Genomic DNA, 21,117 nt, shown 5'->3' with positions numbered 1-21,117 from the left:
GGTTATTCCTTATTCAGGCCTTGCGCAGAATGTAGATACGCCACATCGCCCACTTGGGGATGTAGTCCAGATGGTCTTGAACGGTGAAGCCGGCTTCGCGGAATTCGGCCTCGATGGTCTTGGCCGGGATCACGAAGCGATTCTGGTACGCGGTGCCATCGGCGGCAAGATCCAGGCGCTTGCGCCCGCGGGCTTTCTTCCAGGCCTTGTAGTTGCCATCCACCCACAGCGAAATCAGCACGCTGTCACGGCTGACGCGGTGGAACTCCTTGAGCATCAGCGCACGATCCTTCGGCTGACCGATATGGTGGATCAGGCGCATGCTGAAAATGCTGTCCACTGCATTGTCCGGCAGGTCGATGGCGAAGGCGGAAGTCTGCATCGGCTTGACCCGGGCCACCACCTCGGCCGGCTGGCTCTGGCAGGCCACGGCCACCATGTCGGCGGAGTTGTCAGCACCGATGATCAGGCGGTTCTGCTTCTCGGCCAGCATCGGCCAGAAGCGCCCGGCACCGCAGGGCAGGTCGAGTACCAGGTTGGGCTCGCCGGCCAGGCGCAGGGCCTTGCGCGCAATCTGCACTTCGCGCCAGGTGGACAGGCGGCGACGCAGTCCGGTGCTGTGTTTCTTGAAGTAGCGTTCGGCATGTTCGCGGGTGTACTTGTCGGAAAACTCGAGTTCGACTTCTGGCTTTTTCATTGATGCATGGTTCCTGGAGGAATGCGGCGCACGGTCAGCAAATTTCCCTGAGCATGGCAAACCGAGTGTGAAAAAAGTATCAATACTTTTGGATAATGCCGCCGGGCAACGGGATCCGGCATGACCTGCATCAAGTGCAGGCCCTGCCGGCCGCGATCAGCTGTCCGGCAGGGCCTTGTCCAGATAGGCCTTGTCGCGCACGGCACCCTTGTCGGCGCTGGTAGCCAGCAGGGCATAGGCCTTGAGCGCGGTGGTGACCTTGCGCGGGCGTGGTGCGGCGGGTTTCCAGCCGAGGGTGTCCTGCGCCCTACGGCGGGCGGCCAGCTCGGCATCACTGACCAGCAGGTTGATCGAGCGCTGGTGGATGTCGATGAGGATCTTGTCGCCTTCGCGCACCAGGCCGATGGCGCCGCCGGCGGCGGCTTCCGGCGAGGCATGGCCGATCGACAGGCCCGAGGTGCCGCCGGAGAAGCGCCCGTCGGTGAGCAGGGCGCAGGCCTTGCCCAGGCCCTTGGACTTCAGGTAGCTGGTCGGATAGAGCATTTCCTGCATGCCCGGGCCGCCTTTCGGCCCTTCGTAGCGGATGATCACGATATCGCCGGCCTGCACCTCGTCGGCGAGGATGCCCTTCACCGCGCTGTCCTGGCTCTCGAAGATCTTCGCCGTGCCTTCGAACACATGGATGGATTCGTCCACCCCGGCGGTCTTCACCACGCAGCCGTCGAGGGCGATGTTGCCGTAGAGCACGGCCAGGCCGCCTTCCTGCGAGTAGGCGTGCTCGACGCTGCGGATGCAGCCTTCGGCGCGGTCCAGATCCAGGCTCGGCCAGCGGGTGCTCTGGCTGAACGCGACCTGGGTCGGGATGCCGGCCGGGCCGGCCTTGAAGAAGGTGTGCACGGCTTCATCGGTGGTCTGGGTGATGTCCCAGCGGGCGATGGCGTCGGCCATGCTCGGGCTGTGCACGGTCGGCACATCGGTGTGCAGCAGGCCGCCGCGTGCCAGGGCGCCGAGGATCGAGAAAACCCCACCGGCGCGATGGACGTCTTCCATGTGGTACTTCTGGATGTTCGGCGCCACCTTGCACAGCTGCGGCACCTTGCGCGACAGGCGGTCGATGTCGCGCAGGTCGAAGGCGATCTCGGCTTCCTGGGCCGCAGCCAGCAGGTGCAGGATGGTGTTGGTCGAGCCGCCCATGGCGATGTCCAGGGTCATGGCATTCTCGAATGCCTTGAAGCTGGCGATGTTGCGCGGCAGCACGGAGTCGTCGCCGGCGCCGTAGTAGCGCTGGCACAGCTCGACGATGGTGCGTCCGGCCTGCAGGAACAGCTGTTCGCGGTCGCTGTGGGTGGCCAGGGTCGAACCGTTGCCCGGCAGCGACAGGCCGAGGGCTTCGGTCAGGCAGTTCATCGAGTTGGCGGTGAACATCCCCGAGCAGCTGCCGCAGGTCGGGCAGGCACTGCGCTCGTACTCGGCGACCTTCTCGTCGGAGCAGGAGTCGTCGGCGGCCACCACCATGGCGTCGACCAGATCGAGGCCGTGGCTGGCCAGTTTGGTCTTGCCGGCTTCCATCGGCCCGCCGGAGACGAACACCACCGGGATGTTCAGGCGCAGCGCGGCCATCAGCATGCCGGGAGTGATCTTGTCGCAGTTGCTGATGCAGACGATGGCGTCGGCGCAATGCGCGTTGACCATGTATTCCACCGAGTCGGCGATGATCTCGCGGCTGGGCAGCGAATAGAGCATGCCGTCGTGGCCCATGGCGATGCCGTCATCCACCGCGATGGTGTTGAACTCTTTGGCCACGCCGCCGGCGCGCTCGATCTCGCGGGCCACCAGCTGGCCCATGTCCTTCAGGTGCACGTGGCCCGGGACGAACTGGGTGAAGGAATTGGCAACGGCGATGATCGGTTTCTTGAAGTCCTCGTCCTTCATCCCGGTGGCGCGCCAGAGGGCGCGGGCGCCGGCCATGTTGCGGCCGAAGGTGGAGGTTTTCGAGCGATAGTCAGGCATGGCGGTGTACTCGGAATCAACTCAATACAGAGGTTGGCAGAATATCCGATCTGCTTCGCAGAGCGGCAGCCAACCTGTTAATGAAAATTGCGGTTGCGGGACCTGAGCGCCGGGTGGCTTGGCTGACCCACCCGGCAATCCTCAGCTGTTGGGCAGCAGGCGGCAGGTCAGGCTCTTGATGTAGCGGGTCTCGGCAATCGCCGGGTGTACCGGATGGTCCGGGCCCTGGCCGCCGCGTTCGAGCAGCTGGATATTGCGGTCCAGGTGGCGGGCGCTGGTCAGCAGGATGTTCTGCAGGTCGTCTTCGGGCAGGTGCATCGAGCAGCTGGCGCTGACCAGGATGCCGTCCTTGCCGAGCAGGCGCATGGCCTGTTCGTTGAGGCGGCGGTAGGCCGCCTCGCCGTTCTTCAGGTCCTTCTTGCGCTTGATGAAGGCGGGCGGGTCGGTGATCACCACGTCGAAGCGTTCTTCCGCGCTCTTGAGCTCCTTCAGCGCTTCGAACACGTCGCCTTCGACGCAGGTCATGCGCTCGGCCAGGCCGTTCAGCGTGGCGTTGCGCTCCACGCCGTCGAGGGCGAAGGCCGAGGCATCCACGCAGAACACTTCGCTGGCGCCGAAGGCCGCCGCCTGCACGCCCCAGCCGCCGATGTAGCTGAACAGGTCGAGTACGCGCTTGCCCTTGACATAGGGTGCTAGGCGCGCGCGGTTCATCCGGTGGTCGTAGAACCAGCCGGTCTTCTGTCCCTGCAGCACCGGCGCCTCGAACTTCACGCCGTTCTCTTCCAGCGCCACCCACTCCGGCACCACGCCGAAGGCGGTGCTGACATAGCGCTCGAGGCCTTCGGCATCGCGCGCGGCGGAGTCGTTCTTGAACAGGATGCCGCTCGGCTTGAGCACCTGCACCAGCGCTTCGATCAGCGCGTCGCGGTTGCGCTCCATGGCGGCCGAAGCCAGCTGTACCACCAGGATGTCGGCGAAACGGTCGACCACCAGTCCCGGCAGCAGGTCGGAGTCGCCGAACACCAGCCGGTAGAACGGCTGGTCGAACAGCCGCTCGCGCAGGCTCAGGGCCACATTGAGGCGGTGCACCAGCAGCGACTTGTCCAGTACATGGCTGACATCGCGCGACAGCAGGCGGGCGCAGATCAGGTTGTTCGGGCTCATCGCCACGATGCCCAGCGGCTTGCCGCCGGCGGCCTCGAGGATGGCCTGGTCGCCGGGGGCAAAGCCGTTCAGTGGGCTGGCGGTGACATCCACCTCGTTGCTGTAGACCCACAGGTGACCCGCGCGCAGGCGGCGGTCGGCGTTGGCTTTGAGGCGCAGGCTGGGCAGGGACATGGGGCGACTCCACAAAATTGAGGCGCAAATTATACCCGTGGATGACCCGCTTCCGCCCGTGGAGATTTGTCGTGCCGGCTGCTGGCGCGCCAGTGGCGCGGCTCTGTGCGCATCTCGCCGCTGCCGGGCATTCCTGCTAAGTTGAGCGCCCCCAACCTTGACCGAGCGCGGCATGCCGGAATTACCCGAAGTTGAAACCACCCGGCGCGGTATCGCGCCCTACCTGGAAGGCGTCCGGGTCAGCCGGGTGATCGTGCGCGAGCGGCGCCTGCGCTGGCCGATTCCCGAGGACCTCGACGTGCGGCTGTCCGGCCAGCGCTTCGTGCAGGTGCTGCGGCGGGCCAAGTACCTGTTGCTGCAGGCCGAAAGCGGCACCCTGATCAGTCACCTGGGGATGTCCGGCAACCTGCGCCTGGTGCCGTGCGGCACGCCGGCGGCCAAGCACGAGCATGTCGACATCGAGCTGGAGTCCGGGCTGGCGCTGCGCTACACCGACCCGCGGCGCTTTGGCGCGCTGCTCTGGAGCACCGATCCGCTGCAGCACGAGCTGCTGCGCCACCTCGGCCCCGAGCCGCTGAGCGCCGATTTCAGCGGTGCGCGCCTGTACCAGTGTTCGCGTGGCCGCAGCATGGCGGTCAAGCCGTTCATCATGGATAACGCCGTGGTGGTCGGGGTCGGCAACATCTACGCCAGCGAGGCGCTGTTCGCCGCCGGCATAGACCCGCGCCGTGCAGCCGGTTCGATTTCGCGCGCGCGCTACACCAGGCTGGCGGATGAAATCAGGCGCATCCTCGCCTTCGCCATCGAGCGTGGCGGCACCACCCTGCGCGATTTTGTCGGCGGCGATGGCCAGCCCGGCTATTTCCAGCAGGAGCTGTTCGTCTATGGGCGCGGCGGCGAGCCCTGCAAGTGCTGCGGCAGCACCCTGCGCGAGGTGCGCCTGGGCCAGCGCTCCAGCGTGTATTGCCCGCGTTGCCAGCGCTGAGCAAATCGGCCAGTGCCGCCTGTTGCGCGGGCCGTTTGCCCATCCGCGGCTGAAGCGGGTCGGCCGGGCGCTGCAGGGTTTGCGCGATAATCCGCCATACAGGCGGATCCTTTCGCCGGCGGGCGCGCGCAGGAAAGTCGAGCGCTGGAAGGGGGCTTCCATCACCGCGCCTGCGGAGCTGGTCGCGAGACTGGATGGCTACCGGGCATTTCCGCCGCAGCAGGCGGTACACGCCTTTGTTGGCAATTGACCCGGATCACACTGACAAAACGCCATGCGCTGTTATAGTTAGGCACACGGACCTCTTGCTGAAGGAATGCTTTCATGAACCTGTTTCGCACCACGGCTGCTGTTCTGGCGTTTTCCACCGCCCTGCTGGCGCTTCCCGCCCACGCGGCCGAGGTGGAACAGAGTGGCTATGTCACCACGGAAGTGGCGCAGCAGAATGCCAGCGGCAATACCATGTACACCAATGACGCGCCCAAGGGTTACACGATGCTGGGTGACCTGCTGATCGCGCGCCCCTTGCTGATTGCCGCCACCGTCATCGGCGCGGCGGCCTTTGTCGTCAGCCTGCCGTTCTCGGCGCTGGGCGGGAACGTCAAGGAAGCCGGCCAGGCACTGGTCATCGAGCCCGGGCGTGAGGCCTTCGTGCGCTGCCTGGGCTGCGACACCAGCAACTCCAGCTACCCGAACTGACCATCAGGCGAATGCCGGCTGACGTCTCGTGCGGTCAGCCGGCATTCGCGCATCTGGCTTTCCCTCTTGGCGGCTTGCCGCGACCCTGCTACTCGACCTTTTCCGGCTGCAGCGCGCCCAGCCCGATGCCCCGCGGGTCGCTCGCCGCTTCCAGGTGGTTGCCCGTCTTGCGCCAGAGCAGCACCTGCTGGTTGCCGTAGCGCCTGTCGAGCTGTTCTAGGGTGTGGCCGCGCGCGCCCAGCTCGGCAACCTGGGCGGCGCTGAAGGTGCCGGGTTCGTATTCGATCCGGTCCGGCAGGTACTGGTGGTGAAAGCGTGGCGCTGCCGGCCAGCTGGCCAGTGGCCGGCCCTGCAGGTACTCCAGCATGGCCAGCAGCACCATGCTGGGAATGCGGCTGCCGCCGGGCGTGCCGAAGACCGCAAACTCGCGCGGACTCTCGATGAACGACGGGCTCATGCTCGACAGCGGCCGCTTGCCGGGTGCAATCGCATTGGCCGCGCTGCCGGCCAGGCCGTAACTGTTCGCCCCCTGCACCTGGGCGGCGAAGTCATCCATCTCGTCATTCAGCAACACGCCGGTTCCCGGAACGGTAAAGGCCGCGCCGAACGGCAGGTTGATCGAGAGGGTCGCTGCCACGGCATTGCCGGCGCTGTCGATCAGGCTGAAGTGGGTGGTGTGGTCGCCTTCGCGCCAGGCCGGTGCTGGCGGCAGGCTGCTGCTGGGGGTGGCCCGCTGCGCATCGATGCCCCTGGCGAGCCGTTGCAGGTAAGCGGGATCCAGCAGCTGGCCGAGCGGAATGTCGACGAAGTCGGGATCGCCCAGCCGGCCGCGATCACGATAGGCGCGGCGCAGGACTTCCACCACATAGTGCGTACGCTGCACCGGCCCGGCCTGCTGCCACGGCAGTTGCTGCAGCATGCCGAGGCTTTGTGCCAGGGCGATGCCGCCCGCCGAGGGCGGCGGTGCGCTGATCAGCCAGCGGTCGTCGGCCAAGCCGACACGCAGCGGCGCGCGCTCGATGACCCGGTAGTTGGCCAAGTCGCGCAGGCTCCAGCGGCCGCCACCGGCACGCACTCCGGCCACCAGCTGTTCCGCAAGCTCGCCGTGGTAGAACCCGGCATGGCCCTGGCTGGCCAGTCGTTTCAGGGTGGCGGCCAGCTGCGGTTGCCGGAGCAGGCTGAATTCTTCGGGGATCTCCCCTTCAGCCAGAAACAGGCGGGCGCTTTCCGGGTTGCTGCGCAAGGCCTGCAGGCGCCAGCTGGCGCGCTCACGATAGACGCGGTCAACCGGGAAGCCGTCCTCTGCCAGGCGGATGGCCGGGCTCAGCGAGGCGGCCAGCGGCAGGCGCCCGTAACGGCTGGCCAGTTCCACCAGCGCCGCCGGCAGGCCGGGGATGGCGGCGGCCAGGGCGCCATCCAGCGAGTGCCTGGGCTGCTGCCGGTACATGTCCGGATGCGCCGCCAGTGGCGCACGTTCGCGGGCATCGAGGAAGCGATAGGTAGGCGGCTCGCCGGCCTGGCGCAGCAGGAAGAATCCGCCCCCGCCCAGGCCCGAGCCGTAGGGTTCGACCACGGCCAGGGCGGCACTCACGGCGACCGCCGCGTCGAAGGCGTTACCGCCGGCGGCGAGGGTTTCCAGGCCGGCCACCGTGGCGGCCGGGTGGGCGCTGGCGATGGCGGCCTGCCCGGGGCTTTCGCCAGCCTGGCCCGACAGGCTGAGAGCCAGGAGCAGGAAGGCCAGCAGAACGGACAGTCGCTTCATGGGAGAGGCCGGGGCAGGGCGCCAGTGGCGCCGGGAAGCTGCAGTATGGCTTGCGGCGAGCCGCAGGAACCTCAGGCTTTGCCGGAGATGATCAGGTATTTCTGCATCAGTTCTTCCCTGCTTTCGACGTGGTTGACGTCGAGCGGGATGCAGTCAACCGGGCAGACCTGCTGGCATTGCGGTTCGTCATAGTGGCCGACGCATTCGGTACACAGGTTGGGATCGATCACGTAGATCTCCTCGCCCTGCGAAATCGCGCCGTTCGGGCACTCGGGTTCACACACATCGCAGTTGATGCAGTCGTCGGTAATGATCAGGGACATGTAGCCACTCCCGGAATGCGCGCAGGCATGCCGTTGTCTGGAAAACGATCAGCTGATTGTGCCGGATCAGCCTGGCGCGCGCCACGTCCGGCGTGGCGGCACCCCCGCTTCAGCGGCGCTGGAAGCGTTCGTCCAGCGCCGCAGCGACCGCCGGATGGACGAATTTGCTGATGTCGCCGCCGAGTGCGGCAATTTCGCGCACTAGGGTCGAGGAGATATAGGAATACTTCTCCGACGGCGTGAGGAACATGCTCTCCACCTCGGGCGCCAGCTGGCGATTCATGTTGGCCAGCTGGAATTCGTACTCGAAGTCGGAGACCGCGCGCAGGCCGCGGAGGAACACGTTGGCGTTCTGCTCCTTGGCAAAGTGCGCCAGCAGGGTGGAAAACCCCACCACCTCGACATTCGGCAGGTGCCTGGTGACTTCGCGGGCCAGCTCGACCCGTTGCTCCAGCGGGAACAGCGGGTTTTTCTTCGGGCTGGCCGCCACGGCGATGATCACCGTGTCAAACAGCCGGGCGGCACGCTCGACAAGATCGCCATGGCCCTTGGTGATGGGGTCGAAGGTGCCCGGGTAAAGCACTCTGTTCATCGCGACATCCTGACGAGGGTTTCGAGGGGCTGGATGTTAGCGCAGCGAGGCCCCGTGGCCAAGTTTGCCTGACTGGTCGTTCAGCGGGCGGCGTTCGACTGCTCGAGCAGCCAGGCCGGAATGCGCCGCTCCAGATAGAAGCCGGGCTGGCGCCAGCGGCCGTCGATAAAGCCGACATGGCCGCCGCGGGCGTGCAGTTCCAGCTGGGTGCCGGCGGCCAGCTCGTGGGGCTCCGGCAGGCTGTGGCGGAACACGAAGGGGTCGTCCGCGGCCTGGATCAGCAGGGTCGGGGTGCGGATCGCGCCGAGAAAGAAGCGGCTGGAGGCGCGCCGGTAATAGTCGTCGGCATCCGCATAGCCATGCAGCGGCGCGGTGACGCGGCCGTCGAAGTCCCAGAAGGTGCGCATGTCGTCGAGCTCGCCGAGCTGCTCGAGCGCGGCCAGTTGCGCGGTCTTGCCGGCCGCGCGGAACTCCCGCTGCTTGCGCCGCACATAGGCCAGCAGCTCGCGCATGAAGTGTGCCTGGTAGATCCGCGAAAAGCCGATGCCGATGCGGTCGGCACACTGATCCAGGCGAAACGGCACCGACACCGCCACGGCGGCCTGCAGGCCGGATTGCCCGCCGGTCTCGCCCAGGTACTTGAGCAGCACGTTGCCGCCCAGCGAGTAACCGACGGCGAACAGCGGCGCCAGCGGGCGGGCCGCCTGCAGATGGCGGATGACCGTGGCCAGGTCCTCGCTGACCCCCGAGTGGTAACCGCGCGGCAACAGGTTCGGCTCCCCCGAGCAGCCGCGCCAGTTCAGCGCCACGCTGGCCCAGCCCTGCGCGGCCAGCGCCTGTTGCAGGCCGAGCACATAGTGCGAGCCGGAGGAACCGGTCAGCCCGTGCAGCACCAGCACCAGCGGTGTCGTCGCTTCGTGCGGGCCGAACCAGTCGAGGTCAAGAAAGTCGCCGTCTTCCAGCCATAGCCGTTCACGGGTTCTGGGCAATTGCGGCGCGCGGCGGAAAAAGGCGCTCCACAGCGTCTGCAGGTGCGCATTGCGCAGCCACCAGGCGGGTTTGAAGGGCGCGCTCATGCGGGCATTACGTGCGCTGCCACAGCGCGTAATGCACCTGGCCGGCTTTCTGTTCGCGGTGCAGGCGCCAGTTGCCTGGCAGGCCGAGGCTGGATGGCGGGTTCTCGCTTTCGGTGTAGATCCAGGCGTCCTTGGCCAGCCAGCCGTTCTGCTCGAGCAGACTGCAGGCCGGTTGCAGCAGGTTCTGGCTGAACGGCGGGTCGAGAAACGCCAGGTCGAAGGTGCAGGCCGGCTGTTCCTGCAGGTAGCGCAGGGCGTCGGTGTGCAGCAGCTGGCCGTTTGCGCAGCGCAGGGTCTGCAGGTGGCCACGCAGGCTGGCGATGGCAGCGGCATTCAGGTCCAGCGCCAGGGCGCTGGCGGCGCCACGCGACAGGGCCTCGAGGAACAGTGCGCCGCTGCCGGCAAACAGGTCGAGCACCCGGGCGCCTTGCACATGGGGCGCCAGCCAGTTGAACAGCGTTTCGCGCACGCGGTTCGGCGTCGGGCGCAGGCCGGCGGCCATGGGGAAGTCGAACTGGCGGCTGCGCCATTCGCCGGCAATGATGCGCAGCTGGCCCTGGCCGCCGTGCGCGGGAGTGGGGGACTTGGCGGGAGATTTCTTGCGCATCAGTGCTCCGGTACGCCGGCGGGAAGTTCGGCGGGTGTGGCGGTCGGTGGCGGCAGTGGCTGTTGCGGCACCGTCGGGCCGGCGCTGACGATTACCAGCGCGTCGGCGGACAGGTGTTTCTGCATGGCGGCCTTCACGCTGTCGACGGTCTGCGCCTGGACCTGGGCCATGAAGTCTTCCAGCTGGGTCAGCGGCAGGTCGTAGAAGCCGATGGCACCCAGCTGGCCAACGATGTCGGCATTGCTGGCGGTGGTCAGCGGGAAGCTGCCGGCGGTTTCGCGCTTGGCGTCATCCAGTTCTTTCTGTGTCGGCCCTTCGGCGAGGTACTGGCGCAGGATGTCCCGGACCAGCTGCAGGGTGCCGGCGCTCAGTTCGGCGCGGGTCTGCAGGTTGATCATGAACGGGCCGCGCGCCTGCATCGGGCTGAAGCTGGAATACACGCCGTAGGTCAGGCCGCGCTTTTCGCGCACTTCTTCCATCAGCCGGGTGCCGAAACCGCCGCCGCCGAGAATCTGGTTGCCCAGGTAGAGGGCCGGGTAGTCCGGATCCTGGCGGTCCACGCCGAGCTGGGCGAGGAACAGGTTGGTCTGGCTGGAGGGGAACTCGATGTGCTGCTGGCCCGCCGCGGGCGGTTGCGCCGCGCTCACCTTGGGCAGCGCCGGGCCAGCCGGCAGGGCGGCGGACACCTGCGCGGCGATGGCTTCGGCCTCGCTGCGGCTGAGGTCGCCGACCAGCGCAATCACCGCATTGCCGGCGCTGTAGGCCTTGCCGTGGAAGGCGTGCAAGGCGGCGCTGTCGATGGTCGGGATGCTCTGCAGGGTGCCCTCGCTGGGGTGTGCGTAGGGGTGCTCGGCATACAGCCGTTCGAACAGGGCCAGCGCGGCCAGCTTGCCGGGGTTCTGCTTCTGTTGTTCAAACCCGGCCAGCAGCTGGTTCTTGATGCGCGCCAGCGAGTCGGCGGGAAAGGTCGGTCGGCCGATCACCTCGGCGAACAGTTGCAGCGCCGGGGTACGTTGCTCGGGCGCGCTCAGGCTGCGCAGGGAGGCGATGGCCATGTCGCGGTAGGCGCCATTGCCGAACTCGGCGCCGAGGTTCTCGAATCCCTCGGCAATCTGCGTGACGTCCTTGCCGGCAATCCCCTCGTTGAGCATGGCATTGGTCAGCGTGGCCAGTCCGGGCTGGCTGCCGTCATGGCTGCTGCCGGCGGCAAAGGTCACGCGCAGGTCGAGCATCGGCAGTTCCGGCGCGGCGACGAACAGCACTTTCGAGCCATCTGCGGTCTGCCAGGTCTGGATGTTCAGCGCGCGGCGCGGCGGGGCCTGGCCATCCAGTTCGGCCAGGGATTGCAGTCCGGCTGCCGGCGGCGGGACCTGCCCGCCCGTCGGCGCCATCGGGCGGCTGGCCAGCAGGGCCAGCAGGCCGACCAGCAGGCTCAGGACCAGAGCGATCAGGGCGTAACGCGGGCCGTTGCGCTCATTCATGGCGGGTTTCCTCGGGCAGCACATGGGCCACGCTCAGGCGTGAGCGGGTGAAGTAGGTTTGCGCGGCCGCCTGGATATCCGCCGGGGTGACCGCCTGCAGTGCCGCCAGGTCCTCATCCATCAGCTGCCAGCGCAGGCCGACGCTTTCCAGCTGGCCGATGGTGGTGGCCTGGCTGGTGATGGAGTCGCGCTCGTAGACCAGCCCGGCAATCACCTGGGCGCGCACGCGTTGCAGTTCTTCGGCGCTGGGCGGCTGCTGCTTGAGGGTCTCCAGCTCCTGCCAGAGGCCGGCTTCGACCTGTTCGAGGGTCTTGCCTTTCTGCACGTTGGGGCTGGCCGAAAGAACGAACAGGCTGTCACCGCGGCTGAAGGCGTCGTACCAGGCCGAAGCGCCGCTGACCAGTTCCTGCTCGCGCTCCAGCCGCGCCGGCAGGCGCGCGCTGTAGCCGCCATCCAGCAGCGCCGAAATCAAGCGCAGTGCATGCACCGGAGTGGCCTCCTGACTGGTCGCCAGACTGGGAACGTTAAAGCCCAGCATCAGGCTCGGCAGCTGGGTCTTGACCTGCAGGGTGATGCGCCGCGCGCCGGGTTCGGCCAGCTCCAGCGGACGGCGGGCGATCGGTACGCTGCGCTGCGGAATGCTGCCGAAGTAGCGCTGGGCCAGGGTTTTCACCTCGTCCGCGCGGACATCGCCGACCACCACCAGGGTGGCATTGTTCGGCGCATACCAGGCCTGGTACCAGGCGCGCAGTTCGTCGATCTGCATGCGCTGCAGGTCGGCCATCCAGCCGATGGTCGGGTTGTGGTAGCCGCTGGCGGGGTAGGCCAGCGCCTTGAAGCGCTCGTAGGCGAGTGCCGCGGGCTTGTCATCGGTGCGCAGGCGGCGCTCCTCCTTGATCACTTCGATCTCGCGCTGGAACTCCTCGGCCGGCAGGCGCAGGCTGCCCAGGCGATCGGCTTCCAGCTCGAAGGCGACGCCCAGGCGGTCGCGCGCCAGCACCTGGTAGTAGGCGGTGTAGTCGTCGCTGGTGAAGGCGTTCTCCTCGGCCCCCAGTTCGCGCAGGATGCGCGAGGCTTCGCCGGGCGCCAGCTGCTGGCTGCCCTTGAACATCATGTGCTCGAGGGCGTGCGAGAGACCGGTCTGGCCGGGTGTTTCGTAGCTGGAGCCGACCTTGTACCAGAGCTGCGACACCACCAGCGGGGCGCGGTGGTCTTCGCGCACGATGACCTTGAGGCCATTCTCCAGGCGAAACTCGTGGGTGGCCTGGGGCGCCGCGGCAAGGACTGCCAGCGAGGCGCCGAGGGTGCAGAGCAGCAGGCCGAAGGCCTGCAAGCGCATCAGTTTCATCGGTTTTGAACCTGTCAGACGGCTGCGGCGGACGTACCGCCGGTAAGCGTGGAGGTGCTAGGATACGCATCCGTTTTCCCGGCGGCCATGACTAGCGGTATCCGGCTAGCGTGGCGCTTGCATGAGATAGCTGCCGCCCATGTTTGGTTCCAGTGACGACAAGAAAAACCCCCATCCTCCGGCTGGCCAGCCACCCGCCAGCCCGCCGGCGGCCGCTCCGGGTACGCCGGGCGCGGTGAGCGAAAAGAAGGGCCTGTTTGGCTGGCTGCACAAGAAGCCGGTCGAGCTGCCACCGGTTGCCCCGCCGCCGCTGCCGTCCGCGCCGCCGCCTGAGGCCGCTACCGCCGCTCCCCCCGTGCCGACAGTGACCACGGAGCCTGCAGCGCCGCCGGTTGCGCCAGTTGTCCCGGCTGCGCTGGTCGAGCCGCCTGCGGTGGTGGCTCCCAGGGCCGAACCCCAGATTGTCCCGAGTCCAATGGTTCCGCCAGCGGCGCCGCTGGCGCCGGCGCCTGTCGCTGAGACCCCGGTTGCCACTGCCACTGCCGTTGCCGCAGCTGCCAGCGAGCCGCCGGCAGCTGTGCCGGTGCTGCCTGCGGCGGGCATGCCGGTGGCCACCACGCCCCTTGCGCCGAATCCCGCCGCGCCGCCGGCGCCAGGTTTCTCGCGCTTTCGCATCAATGCTGGCGCCGAAGTCAGCCATGCGCCGCTGGCCAGCCCTGCCGAGCCGCCCGTGGTCGTCGCGCCGCTGGCGCCGACCGTCGAGCCGAAGCCGGGCGAAGGCAGCAAGGAGGGCATTTTCCTGCGCCTCAAGCAGGGCCTGTCGAAAACCAGCGCCAGCCTTGGCGAAGGCATGGCCAGCCTGTTCCTGGGCAAGAAGGCCATCGACGATGAGCTGCTCGATGAGCTGGAGACCCGCCTGCTGACCGCCGATGTCGGCGTCGAGGCCACCAGCCAGATCGTGCAGAGCCTGACCCGCCGCGTGGCGCGCAAGGAGCTGGCCGACAGCGGGGCGTTGTACAAGGCGCTGCAGGAAGAGCTGCAGTTGCTGCTCAAGCCGGTGGAAAAGCCGCTGCAGATCGACAAGGCCATTCAGCCCTATGTGATCCTGGTGGTCGGCGTGAACGGCGCGGGCAAGACCACCACCATCGGCAAGCTGGCGAAGAAGCTGCAGCTGGAGGGCAAGAAGGTCATGCTGGCGGCCGGCGATACCTTCCGCGCCGCGGCCGTCGAGCAGCTGCAGGTGTGGGGCGAACGTAACCAGATCCCGGTGATCGCCCAGCACACCGGCGCCGACTCGGCGTCGGTGATCTTCGATGCGGTGCAGGCGGCCAAGGCCCGTGGCATCGATGTGCTGATCGCCGATACCGCCGGGCGCCTGCACACCAAAGACAACCTGATGGAAGAGCTGAAGAAGGTGCGCCGGGTGATCGGCAAGCTCGATCAGGCGGCGCCGCACGAGGTGCTGCTGGTGCTGGATGCCGGTACCGGGCAGAACGCCATCAACCAGACCCGCCAGTTCAACCAGGCCGTAGAACTGACCGGCCTGGCGCTGACCAAGCTGGATGGCACGGCCAAGGGCGGGGTGATCTTTGCCCTGGCCAAGCAGTTCAGCCTGCCCATTCGCTACATTGGCGTGGGTGAGGGGATCGATGATCTGCGCACCTTTGCCGCGGATGACTTCGTCAAAGCCCTGTTTGCCGAAAGAGAGCGCCCATGATTCGATTCGATCAGGTTGCCAAACGCTACCCGAACGGCCACGTCGGCCTGCACGAGCTGAGCTTCAAGGTCCGCCGCGGCGAGTTCCTGTTCGTCACCGGTCATTCCGGCGCCGGCAAGAGCACCCTGCTGCGCCTGCTGCTGGCCATGGAGCGCCCCTCCAGCGGCAAGCTGCTGCTGGCCGGGCAGGACCTGTCGACCATCACCAATGCGCAGATTCCTTATCTGCGCCGGCAGATTGGCGTGGTGTTCCAGAATCATCAGCTGCTGTTCGACCGCAGCGTGTTCGCCAATGTGGCGCTGCCGCTGCAGATTCTCGGCCTCGACCAGCAGGAAATTGCCGAGCGGGTCGGCATTGCCCTCGAGCGCGTCAGCCTCGGCGACAAGGCCACGCAGTTCCCGGCGGACCTGTCCACCGGCCAGCAGCAGCGCGTCGGCATCGCCCGCGCCGTGGTGCACCGGCCGGCCCTGCTGCTGGCGGATGAACCGACCGGCAACCTCGATCCGCGGCTGGCGGCAGAAATCATGGGCGTGTTCGAGGACATCAACCGCCTCGGCACCACAGTGCTGATTGCCAGTCACGACCTGGGCCTGATCGCGCGCATGCGCCATCGCATGCTGACGCTGCAACGCGGTCGCCTGATCGGTGACGGGGAGGCCAACTGATGAGCGCCAAACGCAATCCCAAAGCCGCCGAACGGGTCGGTGCGGCACCAGCGGTCCCGGCCGCCGGCAAGCACGTCGAGTCGGATTTCCGCCGCCACCTGCGCGCCTGGCTGGAAAGCCATCGCGCCAGCCTGCTCGACAGCCTGCGCCGTCTGGGCAAGCAGCCGATCGGCAGTTTCTTCACCTGCCTGGTGATGGCCGTGGCCCTCAGCCTGCCCATGGGCCTGTCGCTGTTGCTGGGCAATCTGGAGCGCCTCGGCGGCTCCTGGCAGAAAGCCGCGCAGATCTCGGTATTCCTGAAAATGGATATCGGCGATGCCCAGGGGGTCAAGCTGCGCGAGCAGGTGGCGGCCCTGCCCGGGGTGGCGCAGGCCGAATGGATCAGTCGCGAGCAGGCGCTGGAGGAATTCCAGCAGGGTTCCGGGCTGGGCGAGGCGCTCAAGGAGTTGCCGGACAATCCGTTGCCCGGGGTGATTCTGGTGACCCCGCACGAAGTCGACAAGCCGACCCTGGAGGCCTTGCGCCAGCAGTTGGCCGAGCTGCCCGCGGTGGAGCAGGCGCAGCTGGACATGGTCTGGGTGGAGCGCCTGACTGCGATCCTGCGCCTGGGCGACCATTTCGTGTTCGGCCTGAGCCTGTTGCTGATCGCGGCGTTGCTGCTGGTGATCGGCAACACCATTCGCCTGCACATCGAGAATCGCCGCAACGAGATCGAGGTGATCAAGCTGGTCGGCGGTACCGACAGCTATGTGCGCCGGCCATTCCTCTACATGGGCGCACTCTACGGTGCCGGTGCCGGGCTGCTGGCCTGGGGGCTGCTGGCCTACGGGCTGGACTGGCTGAACGGGGCGGTGGTGCGCCTGGCCGGGTTGTATGGCAGCGACTTCGCGCTGCTTGGCGTACCGCTGGCGGACGGCCTGTCGCTGCTGCTGGCAGCGCTGCTGCTGGGCTACATTGGCGCCTGGCTGGCCGTGGCGCGACACCTGAACGAACTTTCGCCAAGATAGTAACCTGTTGATTTATATCGATTATGTTATCTGTAAGGGAACTTTTCGGGCGGTTCCATGTCCCATTGCGCAGTGCTAAACTGCAGCCCGTTTGCTGAGTCGGAGGATTCGCATGACCACATCTTTGCAACCCGTCTATGCCCTGGTTCCCGGTGCCAACCTGGAGTCCTACGTGCATACGGTCAACAGCATCCCGCTGCTCAGCGCCGAACAGGAGCGCGAGCTGGCCGGCAAGCTGTTTTACCAGCAGGACCTGGAAGCCGCGCGGCAGATGGTGCTGGCGCACTTGCGCTTCGTCGTGCACATCGCGCGCAGCTATTCCGGCTACGGACTGGCCCAGGCTGACCTGATCCAGGAAGGCAACGTCGGCCTGATGAAGGCGGTCAAGCGCTTCAACCCGGAAATGGGCGTGCGCCTGGTGTCCTTTGCCGTGCACTGGATCAAGGCGGAAATCCACGAATTCATCCTGCGCAACTGGCGCATCGTCAAGGTCGCCACCACCAAGGCGCAGCGCAAGCTGTTCTTCAACCTGCGCCGGCAGAAGAAGAGCCTGGCCTGGCTGAGCAACGCCGAAGTGCATGCGGTTGCCGAAAGCCTGGGCGTCGAGGCGCGGGAAGTGCGCGAGATGGAAAGCCGCCTGAGCGGGCATGACATGGCCTTCGACCCGGCCGCTGAGGCCGACGACGATGTCGCCTACCAGAGCCCGGCCCATTATCTGGAAGACCATCGCTACGACCCGGCGCGCCAGCTGGAGGATTCCGACTGGACCGACAGTGCCAGCGTGAACCTGCACGAGGCGCTCAACGGCCTGGACGAGCGCAGCCGCGACATCCTCTACCAGCGCTGGCTGGCCGAGGAAAAGTCCACGCTGCACGACCTGGCAGCCAAGTACAACGTCTCCGCCGAGCGTATTCGGCAGCTGGAGAAGAACGCCATGAACAAGCTCAAGGGCTCGATTCAGGCATAAGGCTTCAGCAGTGAACCTGAAACCCCGTCTACGTGACGGGGTTTTTGTTTGCCGGTCTGGGGCGTCCGGCGCAGCAGGGGATTGGCAATCCTTGTGCAGCATTTTTTGACTGGCGTGGGTTCCGAGTCAGACCGCAGCACTTTCCTCGGCACAGGGCTACAGGTTGCGCCTTGCGCGGCGCCTTACTTTCTCTTTGTTTGCGCAAAGAGAAAGTAAGCAAAGAGAAAGCGCCCCCGGCATACGGCCCGGCTCTTCGCTGCGCTGCGAACTGGGTTCGTTCGCTCCATCGGCGCTGCAGGGGCCCGCTGCGATGGGCCTTCCTTGGCCCAGCGCAGCTTTCGCGGCATCCATGCCGCTCAACCCCTTCCACACCGATTCCGCTCACCCTACTGACGGGACGGTTAGTCCGTGCAGGATTGAACGATATTCGTAGGGTGGATAACCGCGCAGCGTTATCCACCATAGACCCTTCCGGTGGAAAAGCCGCAGGCGGCGTTTTCCACCCTACGCAAGCGATACGGTGGGCACCCAAGTCCCCGTCAGGAGGCCGAGTGCAGGTGCTGTGCAGAGGGGCATTTGGCATGGATGCCAAATGAGGAACGATGGGCCATGGATGGCCCTTCGAGACGACCCTCGGAACTGCACCGGAGCGAGGGGAGTCGAGCGCAGCGAGACCTGGATGCCGGGGGGTGTTTCTTTTGCTTACTTTTCTTTGCACAAGCAAAGAAAAGTGAGGCGCCCGGCGGGGCGAAACCGAAGCCATCAAGTAACCTCGATAATCAGCCCGGCACAGAGCAGAAAAAGCAGCGGATTGCCAATCCCCGGCCTATTCAGACTCAGGGCGCAGTTGGTCGAGGTAGTGGCTGCCGCCCAGCTGATAGCTTTGCTGGCGAATCCAGTTAGCCCGGCGACTCACATGCGGCCCTGGTTTGCGGGCACTCCAGGCGCGCGGGTTGGGCAAAACGGCGGCCAGCAGGCTGGCCTGCTGGTTCGACAGATACGGTGCACCGACTCCAAAGTGATAGCGCGCGGCCGCCTCGGCGCCGAATACGCCATCGCCCCATTCCGCACTGTTCAGGTAGACCTCGAGGATGCGCTGCTTGGGCCAGAGCAGCTCGATCAGCACGGTGAACCAGGTTTCCAGCCCCTTGCGCAGCCAACTGCGCCCGGACCAGAGAAAGATGTTCTTGGCGACCTGCTGGCTGATGGTGCTGGCCCCGCGCACGTGGCCGCCACTTTCGTTGTGCGTCATGGCGGCGCGGATGGCCGCGAGATCGAAGCCCCAGTGTTCGGCAAATTTCTGGTCTTCGGCGGCGATCACCGCCACTTTCAGGTTGTCCGGCAGCTCTGCCCAGGGCCGCCAGCTGCGCTGCAGGTCGATCGGCTGGCCGTAGACCCAGGATTCCAGCTTGCGCTCGATCATCACTCCGCTGCCAACCGGCGGCACCCAGCGCATCGACAGCACCAGCAGCACCGAGACGGCCGCGCAGTAAAAGGTGTAGCGCAACAGGCGCCGGAGCAGTGATCGCAGCATTGCAGCTTGGCCGGAGGAGACGGGGCGGCCATTATAGCCAGCGTCCCGGCCAATCTTGTGGAGAGTTGCATGGCTCGTGTGTTCCTGTTGCTGGCCGCCCTTGGCGGTTTTACCGGTGTGGCCCTCGGGGCCTTTGCCGCGCATGGCCTGAAGGCCCGCCTGAGTCCCGAGTATCTGGCGGTGTTCCAGACCGGCACCCACTATCAGCTGGTCCACAGCCTGGCCCTGCTGGCGGTGGCCCTGTTGCTGATGCTTGGCGCGCAGCCGCTGTTGCGCGTCAGCGGGTGGCTGTTTGCGCTGGGTATCCTGCTGTTTTCCGGCAGCCTGTACCTGCTGACGCTGACCGGGATCGGCCAGCTGGGCATGCTCACGCCGCTGGGCGGGCTGGCCTTTCTCGGCGGCTGGCTGTGCCTGGGGCTGGCGGCCTGGCGCCTGCCGCGCTGATCGGCGCCTTGGTCATCGCGGCTGATCAGGCTAGAATGCCGACCCTTTCCCGCTGCTGAAGTGGCCCTCATGCAGATCCAGTTGAACGGCGCAGCCCACGAGTTGCCCGACGGTGCAAGCATCGCCGACCTGCTCGCGCAGCTTGCGCTGCAGGGCAAGCGCATCGCGGTCGAGGTCAACCTCGAGATCGTGCCGCGCAGCCAGCATGCCGGTACGGTGCTGCACGCGGGTGACCGGGTCGAAGTGGTGCACGCCATCGGCGGTGGCTGAGCGCCGTACCCAGCCGTTTCACCGCCAGCCGATCCGCCCGCGGGCAGGTGCCCGCATCCTTAGCATGGAGTCCCGATCAATGAGCCAGGTTCGCCCCGACAAACCCTTTGTACTCGCCGGTCGCAGCTATGCGTCGCGCCTGCTGGTCGGTACCGGCAAGTACCGTGACCTCGAACAGACCCGCCTGGCCATCGAGGCCAGCGGCGCGGAAATCGTCACCGTGGCCGTGCGCCGGACCAATATCGGCCAGAATCCCGGCGAGCCGAATCTGCTCGATGTGCTCAGTCCCGAGCGCTACACCATCCTGCCGAACACTGCCGGCTGCTACGACGCCGCCGAGGCCGTGCGCACCTGCCGGCTGGCGCGCGAGCTGCTGGACGGGCGCCAGCTGGTCAAGCTGGAAGTGCTGGCGGACCAGAAGACCCTGTTTCCCAACGTGATCGAAACCCTCAAGGCCGCCGAGGTGCTGGTCAAGGACGGTTTCGACGTGATGGTCTACACCAGCGATGATCCGATCATTGCCCGCCAGCTGGCCGAGCTGGGCTGCATCGCGGTGATGCCGCTGGCCGGGCTGATCGGCACCGGCCTGGGCATCTGCAACCCGTACAACCTGCGCATCATCCTGGAGGAGGCACAGGTGCCGGTGCTGGTCGATGCCGGTGTCGGTACCGCCTCGGACGCCACCATCGCCATGGAGCTGGGTTGTGATGCGGTGCTGATGAACAGCGCGATTGCCCATGCCGGCGACCCGGTGCTGATGGCCAGCGCCATGCAGCACGCGATTCTCGCCGGGCGCATGGCCTGGCTGGCCGGGCGCATGCCGAAGAAGCTGTATGCCAGCGCTTCCTCTCCCCTAGAAGGCACCCTGAAGTGAACCTGCCCGACGACGAGCTGCATCCGGCGGCCAGTGCCGCGCGTCCGCACCGGGCGATCAAGAGTTTCGTCATGCGCTCGGGGCGCATGACCGAGGGCCAGCAGCGCGGCCTCGATCAGGGCTGGCCGCAGTTCGGCCTGGAGCCGGCCGCCGGCCTGCAGGATTTCGACCAGGTGTTCGGGCGCAGCGCCCCGCGCACTTTCGAGATCGGCTTCGGCATGGGCCAGGCCACCCTGGAAATGGCCGCGGCCGCGCCGGAGGAAGACTTCATCGGGGTTGAAGTACACCGGCCGGGCGTTGGCGCCCTGCTCAACGGCATGCTTACCCAGCACTTGAGCAACATTCGGGTGTACAGCTGGGATGCCATCGAAGTGCTGCGCGACTGTGTGGCCGATGCCAGCCTGGATCGCCTGCTGCTGTTCTTTCCCGATCCCTGGCACAAGTCGCGGCACCACAAGCGGCGCATCGTTCAGCCGCAGTGGGCGCAGCTGGTGCGGCAGAAACTCAAGGTCGGCGGGGTGTTGCACATGGCCACCGACTGGCAGGCCTATGCCGAGCACATGCTGGAAGTCATGAATGCGGCGCCCGGCTATCGCAACCTGGCGGCAGACGGGCGCTATGTGCCGCGCCCGGCCGAACGCCCGGTGACCAAGTTCGAGCGCCGCGGCGAGCGCCTCGGCCACGGCGTCTGGGACCTGAAATTCCAGCGGGTCGAGTAGGG

General features: G+C 66.7%; 21 protein-coding genes. 10 read left to right on the top strand and 11 right to left on the bottom strand.

The genetic code is table 11. The features are described 5' to 3' along the window. Window positions 1-13 precede the first annotated feature (13 nt). The 3 genes from ISX93_RS07745 to ISX93_RS07735 all read right to left on the bottom strand — a co-directional run bounded on the left by ISX93_RS07745 (window position 14) and on the right by ISX93_RS07735 (window position 4,045). Window positions 14-697 (bottom strand): class I SAM-dependent methyltransferase, encoded by a 684-nt coding sequence (locus ISX93_RS07745; protein WP_195778144.1) that lies wholly within the window; start codon window positions 695-697, stop codon window positions 14-16. Between the two features lie 156 nt (window positions 698-853). Continuing rightward, window positions 854-2,707 carry a dihydroxy-acid dehydratase gene (ilvD, locus tag ISX93_RS07740; RefSeq protein WP_195778143.1) on the bottom strand — a complete coding sequence of 618 codons (1,854 nt, stop codon included), beginning with the start codon at window positions 2,705-2,707 and terminating at the stop codon, window positions 854-856. Between the two features lie 141 nt (window positions 2,708-2,848). Beyond that, window positions 2,849-4,045 (bottom strand): class I SAM-dependent rRNA methyltransferase, encoded by a 1,197-nt coding sequence (locus ISX93_RS07735; protein WP_195778142.1) that lies wholly within the window; start codon window positions 4,043-4,045, stop codon window positions 2,849-2,851. A 172-nt stretch (window positions 4,046-4,217) separates the two neighbouring features. Here ISX93_RS07735 and mutM point away from each other — a divergent pair, with 172 nt between their 5' ends. Both mutM and ISX93_RS07725 read left to right on the top strand, forming a co-directional pair. Next, a complete protein-coding gene (gene mutM / locus ISX93_RS07730; protein ID WP_195778141.1) occupies window positions 4,218-5,030 on the top strand; it encodes a bifunctional DNA-formamidopyrimidine glycosylase/DNA-(apurinic or apyrimidinic site) lyase in 813 nt (270 codons plus the stop codon). Between the two features lie 324 nt (window positions 5,031-5,354). Continuing rightward, window positions 5,355-5,729 carry a multidrug transporter gene (locus ISX93_RS07725; RefSeq protein ID WP_195778140.1) on the top strand — a complete coding sequence of 125 codons (375 nt, stop codon included), beginning with the start codon at window positions 5,355-5,357 and terminating at the stop codon, window positions 5,727-5,729. An 88-nt stretch (window positions 5,730-5,817) separates the two neighbouring features. Here the strand turns inward: ISX93_RS07725 and ggt are convergent, their stop codons facing one another. From ggt to ISX93_RS07690, 7 genes are all read right to left on the bottom strand, one after another. Continuing rightward, a complete protein-coding gene (ggt, locus tag ISX93_RS07720) occupies window positions 5,818-7,491 on the bottom strand; it encodes a gamma-glutamyltransferase (protein WP_195778139.1) in 1,674 nt (557 codons plus the stop codon). A 71-nt stretch (window positions 7,492-7,562) separates the two neighbouring features. Next, a complete protein-coding gene (locus tag ISX93_RS07715) occupies window positions 7,563-7,814 on the bottom strand; it encodes a YfhL family 4Fe-4S dicluster ferredoxin (protein ID WP_195778138.1) in 252 nt (83 codons plus the stop codon). A 109-nt stretch (window positions 7,815-7,923) separates the two neighbouring features. After that, entirely contained in the window at window positions 7,924-8,406 is a 483-nt protein-coding gene (gene coaD, locus ISX93_RS07710) for a pantetheine-phosphate adenylyltransferase (RefSeq protein WP_195778137.1), read from the bottom strand. Window positions 8,407-8,486: 80 nt separating this feature from the next. Then, entirely contained in the window at window positions 8,487-9,482 is a 996-nt protein-coding gene (locus tag ISX93_RS07705) for a hydrolase (protein ID WP_195778136.1), read from the bottom strand. Between the two features lie 7 nt (window positions 9,483-9,489). Continuing rightward, complete coding sequence (rsmD, locus tag ISX93_RS07700; protein ID WP_195778135.1) at window positions 9,490-10,089, bottom strand: 16S rRNA (guanine(966)-N(2))-methyltransferase RsmD; 600 nt, start codon at window positions 10,087-10,089, stop codon at window positions 9,490-9,492. After that, window positions 10,089-11,570, bottom strand: a complete 1,482-nt coding sequence (locus ISX93_RS07695) for a M16 family metallopeptidase (protein WP_195778134.1) — start codon at window positions 11,568-11,570, stop codon at window positions 10,089-10,091. The genes rsmD and ISX93_RS07695 overlap by 1 nt, the downstream gene beginning before the upstream one ends. After that, a complete protein-coding gene (locus ISX93_RS07690) occupies window positions 11,563-12,918 on the bottom strand; it encodes a M16 family metallopeptidase (protein WP_195778133.1) in 1,356 nt (451 codons plus the stop codon). The genes ISX93_RS07695 and ISX93_RS07690 overlap by 8 nt, the downstream gene beginning before the upstream one ends. A gap of 139 nt (window positions 12,919-13,057) precedes the next feature. On the opposite strand from ISX93_RS07690, the gene ftsY reads away from it, so the two are divergent. The 4 genes from ftsY (at window position 13,058) to rpoH (ending at window position 17,274) form a co-directional block, all read left to right on the top strand. Continuing rightward, window positions 13,058-14,635 carry a signal recognition particle-docking protein FtsY gene (gene ftsY / locus ISX93_RS07685; RefSeq protein WP_195778132.1) on the top strand — a complete coding sequence of 526 codons (1,578 nt, stop codon included), beginning with the start codon at window positions 13,058-13,060 and terminating at the stop codon, window positions 14,633-14,635. Beyond that, complete coding sequence (gene ftsE / locus ISX93_RS07680; RefSeq protein WP_195778131.1) at window positions 14,632-15,300, top strand: cell division ATP-binding protein FtsE; 669 nt, start codon at window positions 14,632-14,634, stop codon at window positions 15,298-15,300. Before ftsY ends, ftsE begins: the two co-directional genes overlap by 4 nt. Further along, window positions 15,300-16,307, top strand: coding sequence for a permease-like cell division protein FtsX (ftsX, locus tag ISX93_RS07675; RefSeq protein WP_195778130.1), 1,008 nt, complete (start codon window positions 15,300-15,302; stop codon window positions 16,305-16,307). The genes ftsE and ftsX overlap by 1 nt, the downstream gene beginning before the upstream one ends. A gap of 112 nt (window positions 16,308-16,419) precedes the next feature. Further along, window positions 16,420-17,274, top strand: coding sequence for an RNA polymerase sigma factor RpoH (gene rpoH / locus ISX93_RS07670; RefSeq protein ID WP_195778129.1), 855 nt, complete (start codon window positions 16,420-16,422; stop codon window positions 17,272-17,274). 826 nt (window positions 17,275-18,100) lie between these two features. On the opposite strand, the gene mtgA is transcribed toward rpoH, so the two are convergent. Then, on the bottom strand, window positions 18,101-18,808 hold the full coding sequence (mtgA, locus tag ISX93_RS07665) for a monofunctional biosynthetic peptidoglycan transglycosylase (protein ID WP_195778128.1): 708 nt from the start codon (window positions 18,806-18,808) through the stop codon (window positions 18,101-18,103). Between the two features lie 69 nt (window positions 18,809-18,877). Here mtgA and ISX93_RS07660 point away from each other — a divergent pair, with 69 nt between their 5' ends. From ISX93_RS07660 to trmB, 4 genes are all read left to right on the top strand, one after another. Beyond that, window positions 18,878-19,252, top strand: coding sequence for a DUF423 domain-containing protein (locus tag ISX93_RS07660; protein WP_195778127.1), 375 nt, complete (start codon window positions 18,878-18,880; stop codon window positions 19,250-19,252). Between the two features lie 69 nt (window positions 19,253-19,321). Then, the gene (gene thiS / locus ISX93_RS07655; protein WP_195778126.1) at window positions 19,322-19,522 is read left to right on the top strand and encodes a sulfur carrier protein ThiS; all 201 of its coding nucleotides are present in this window, start codon (window positions 19,322-19,324) and stop codon (window positions 19,520-19,522) included. 79 nt (window positions 19,523-19,601) lie between these two features. Further along, window positions 19,602-20,396, top strand: coding sequence for a thiazole synthase (locus ISX93_RS07650; protein WP_195778125.1), 795 nt, complete (start codon window positions 19,602-19,604; stop codon window positions 20,394-20,396). 71 nt (window positions 20,397-20,467) lie between these two features. Continuing rightward, the gene (trmB, locus tag ISX93_RS07645) at window positions 20,468-21,115 is read left to right on the top strand and encodes a tRNA (guanosine(46)-N7)-methyltransferase TrmB (protein ID WP_219841004.1); all 648 of its coding nucleotides are present in this window, start codon (window positions 20,468-20,470) and stop codon (window positions 21,113-21,115) included. Window positions 21,116-21,117: the final 2 nt, after the last annotated feature.

Source organism: Pseudomonas sp. N040 (genome assembly GCF_015637705.1).
Taxonomy (GTDB): domain Bacteria; phylum Pseudomonadota; class Gammaproteobacteria; order Pseudomonadales; family Pseudomonadaceae; genus Aquipseudomonas.
The sequence above is the reverse complement of the archived record's forward strand: the minus strand, read 5'-3'. Positions and strand labels throughout refer to the sequence as shown.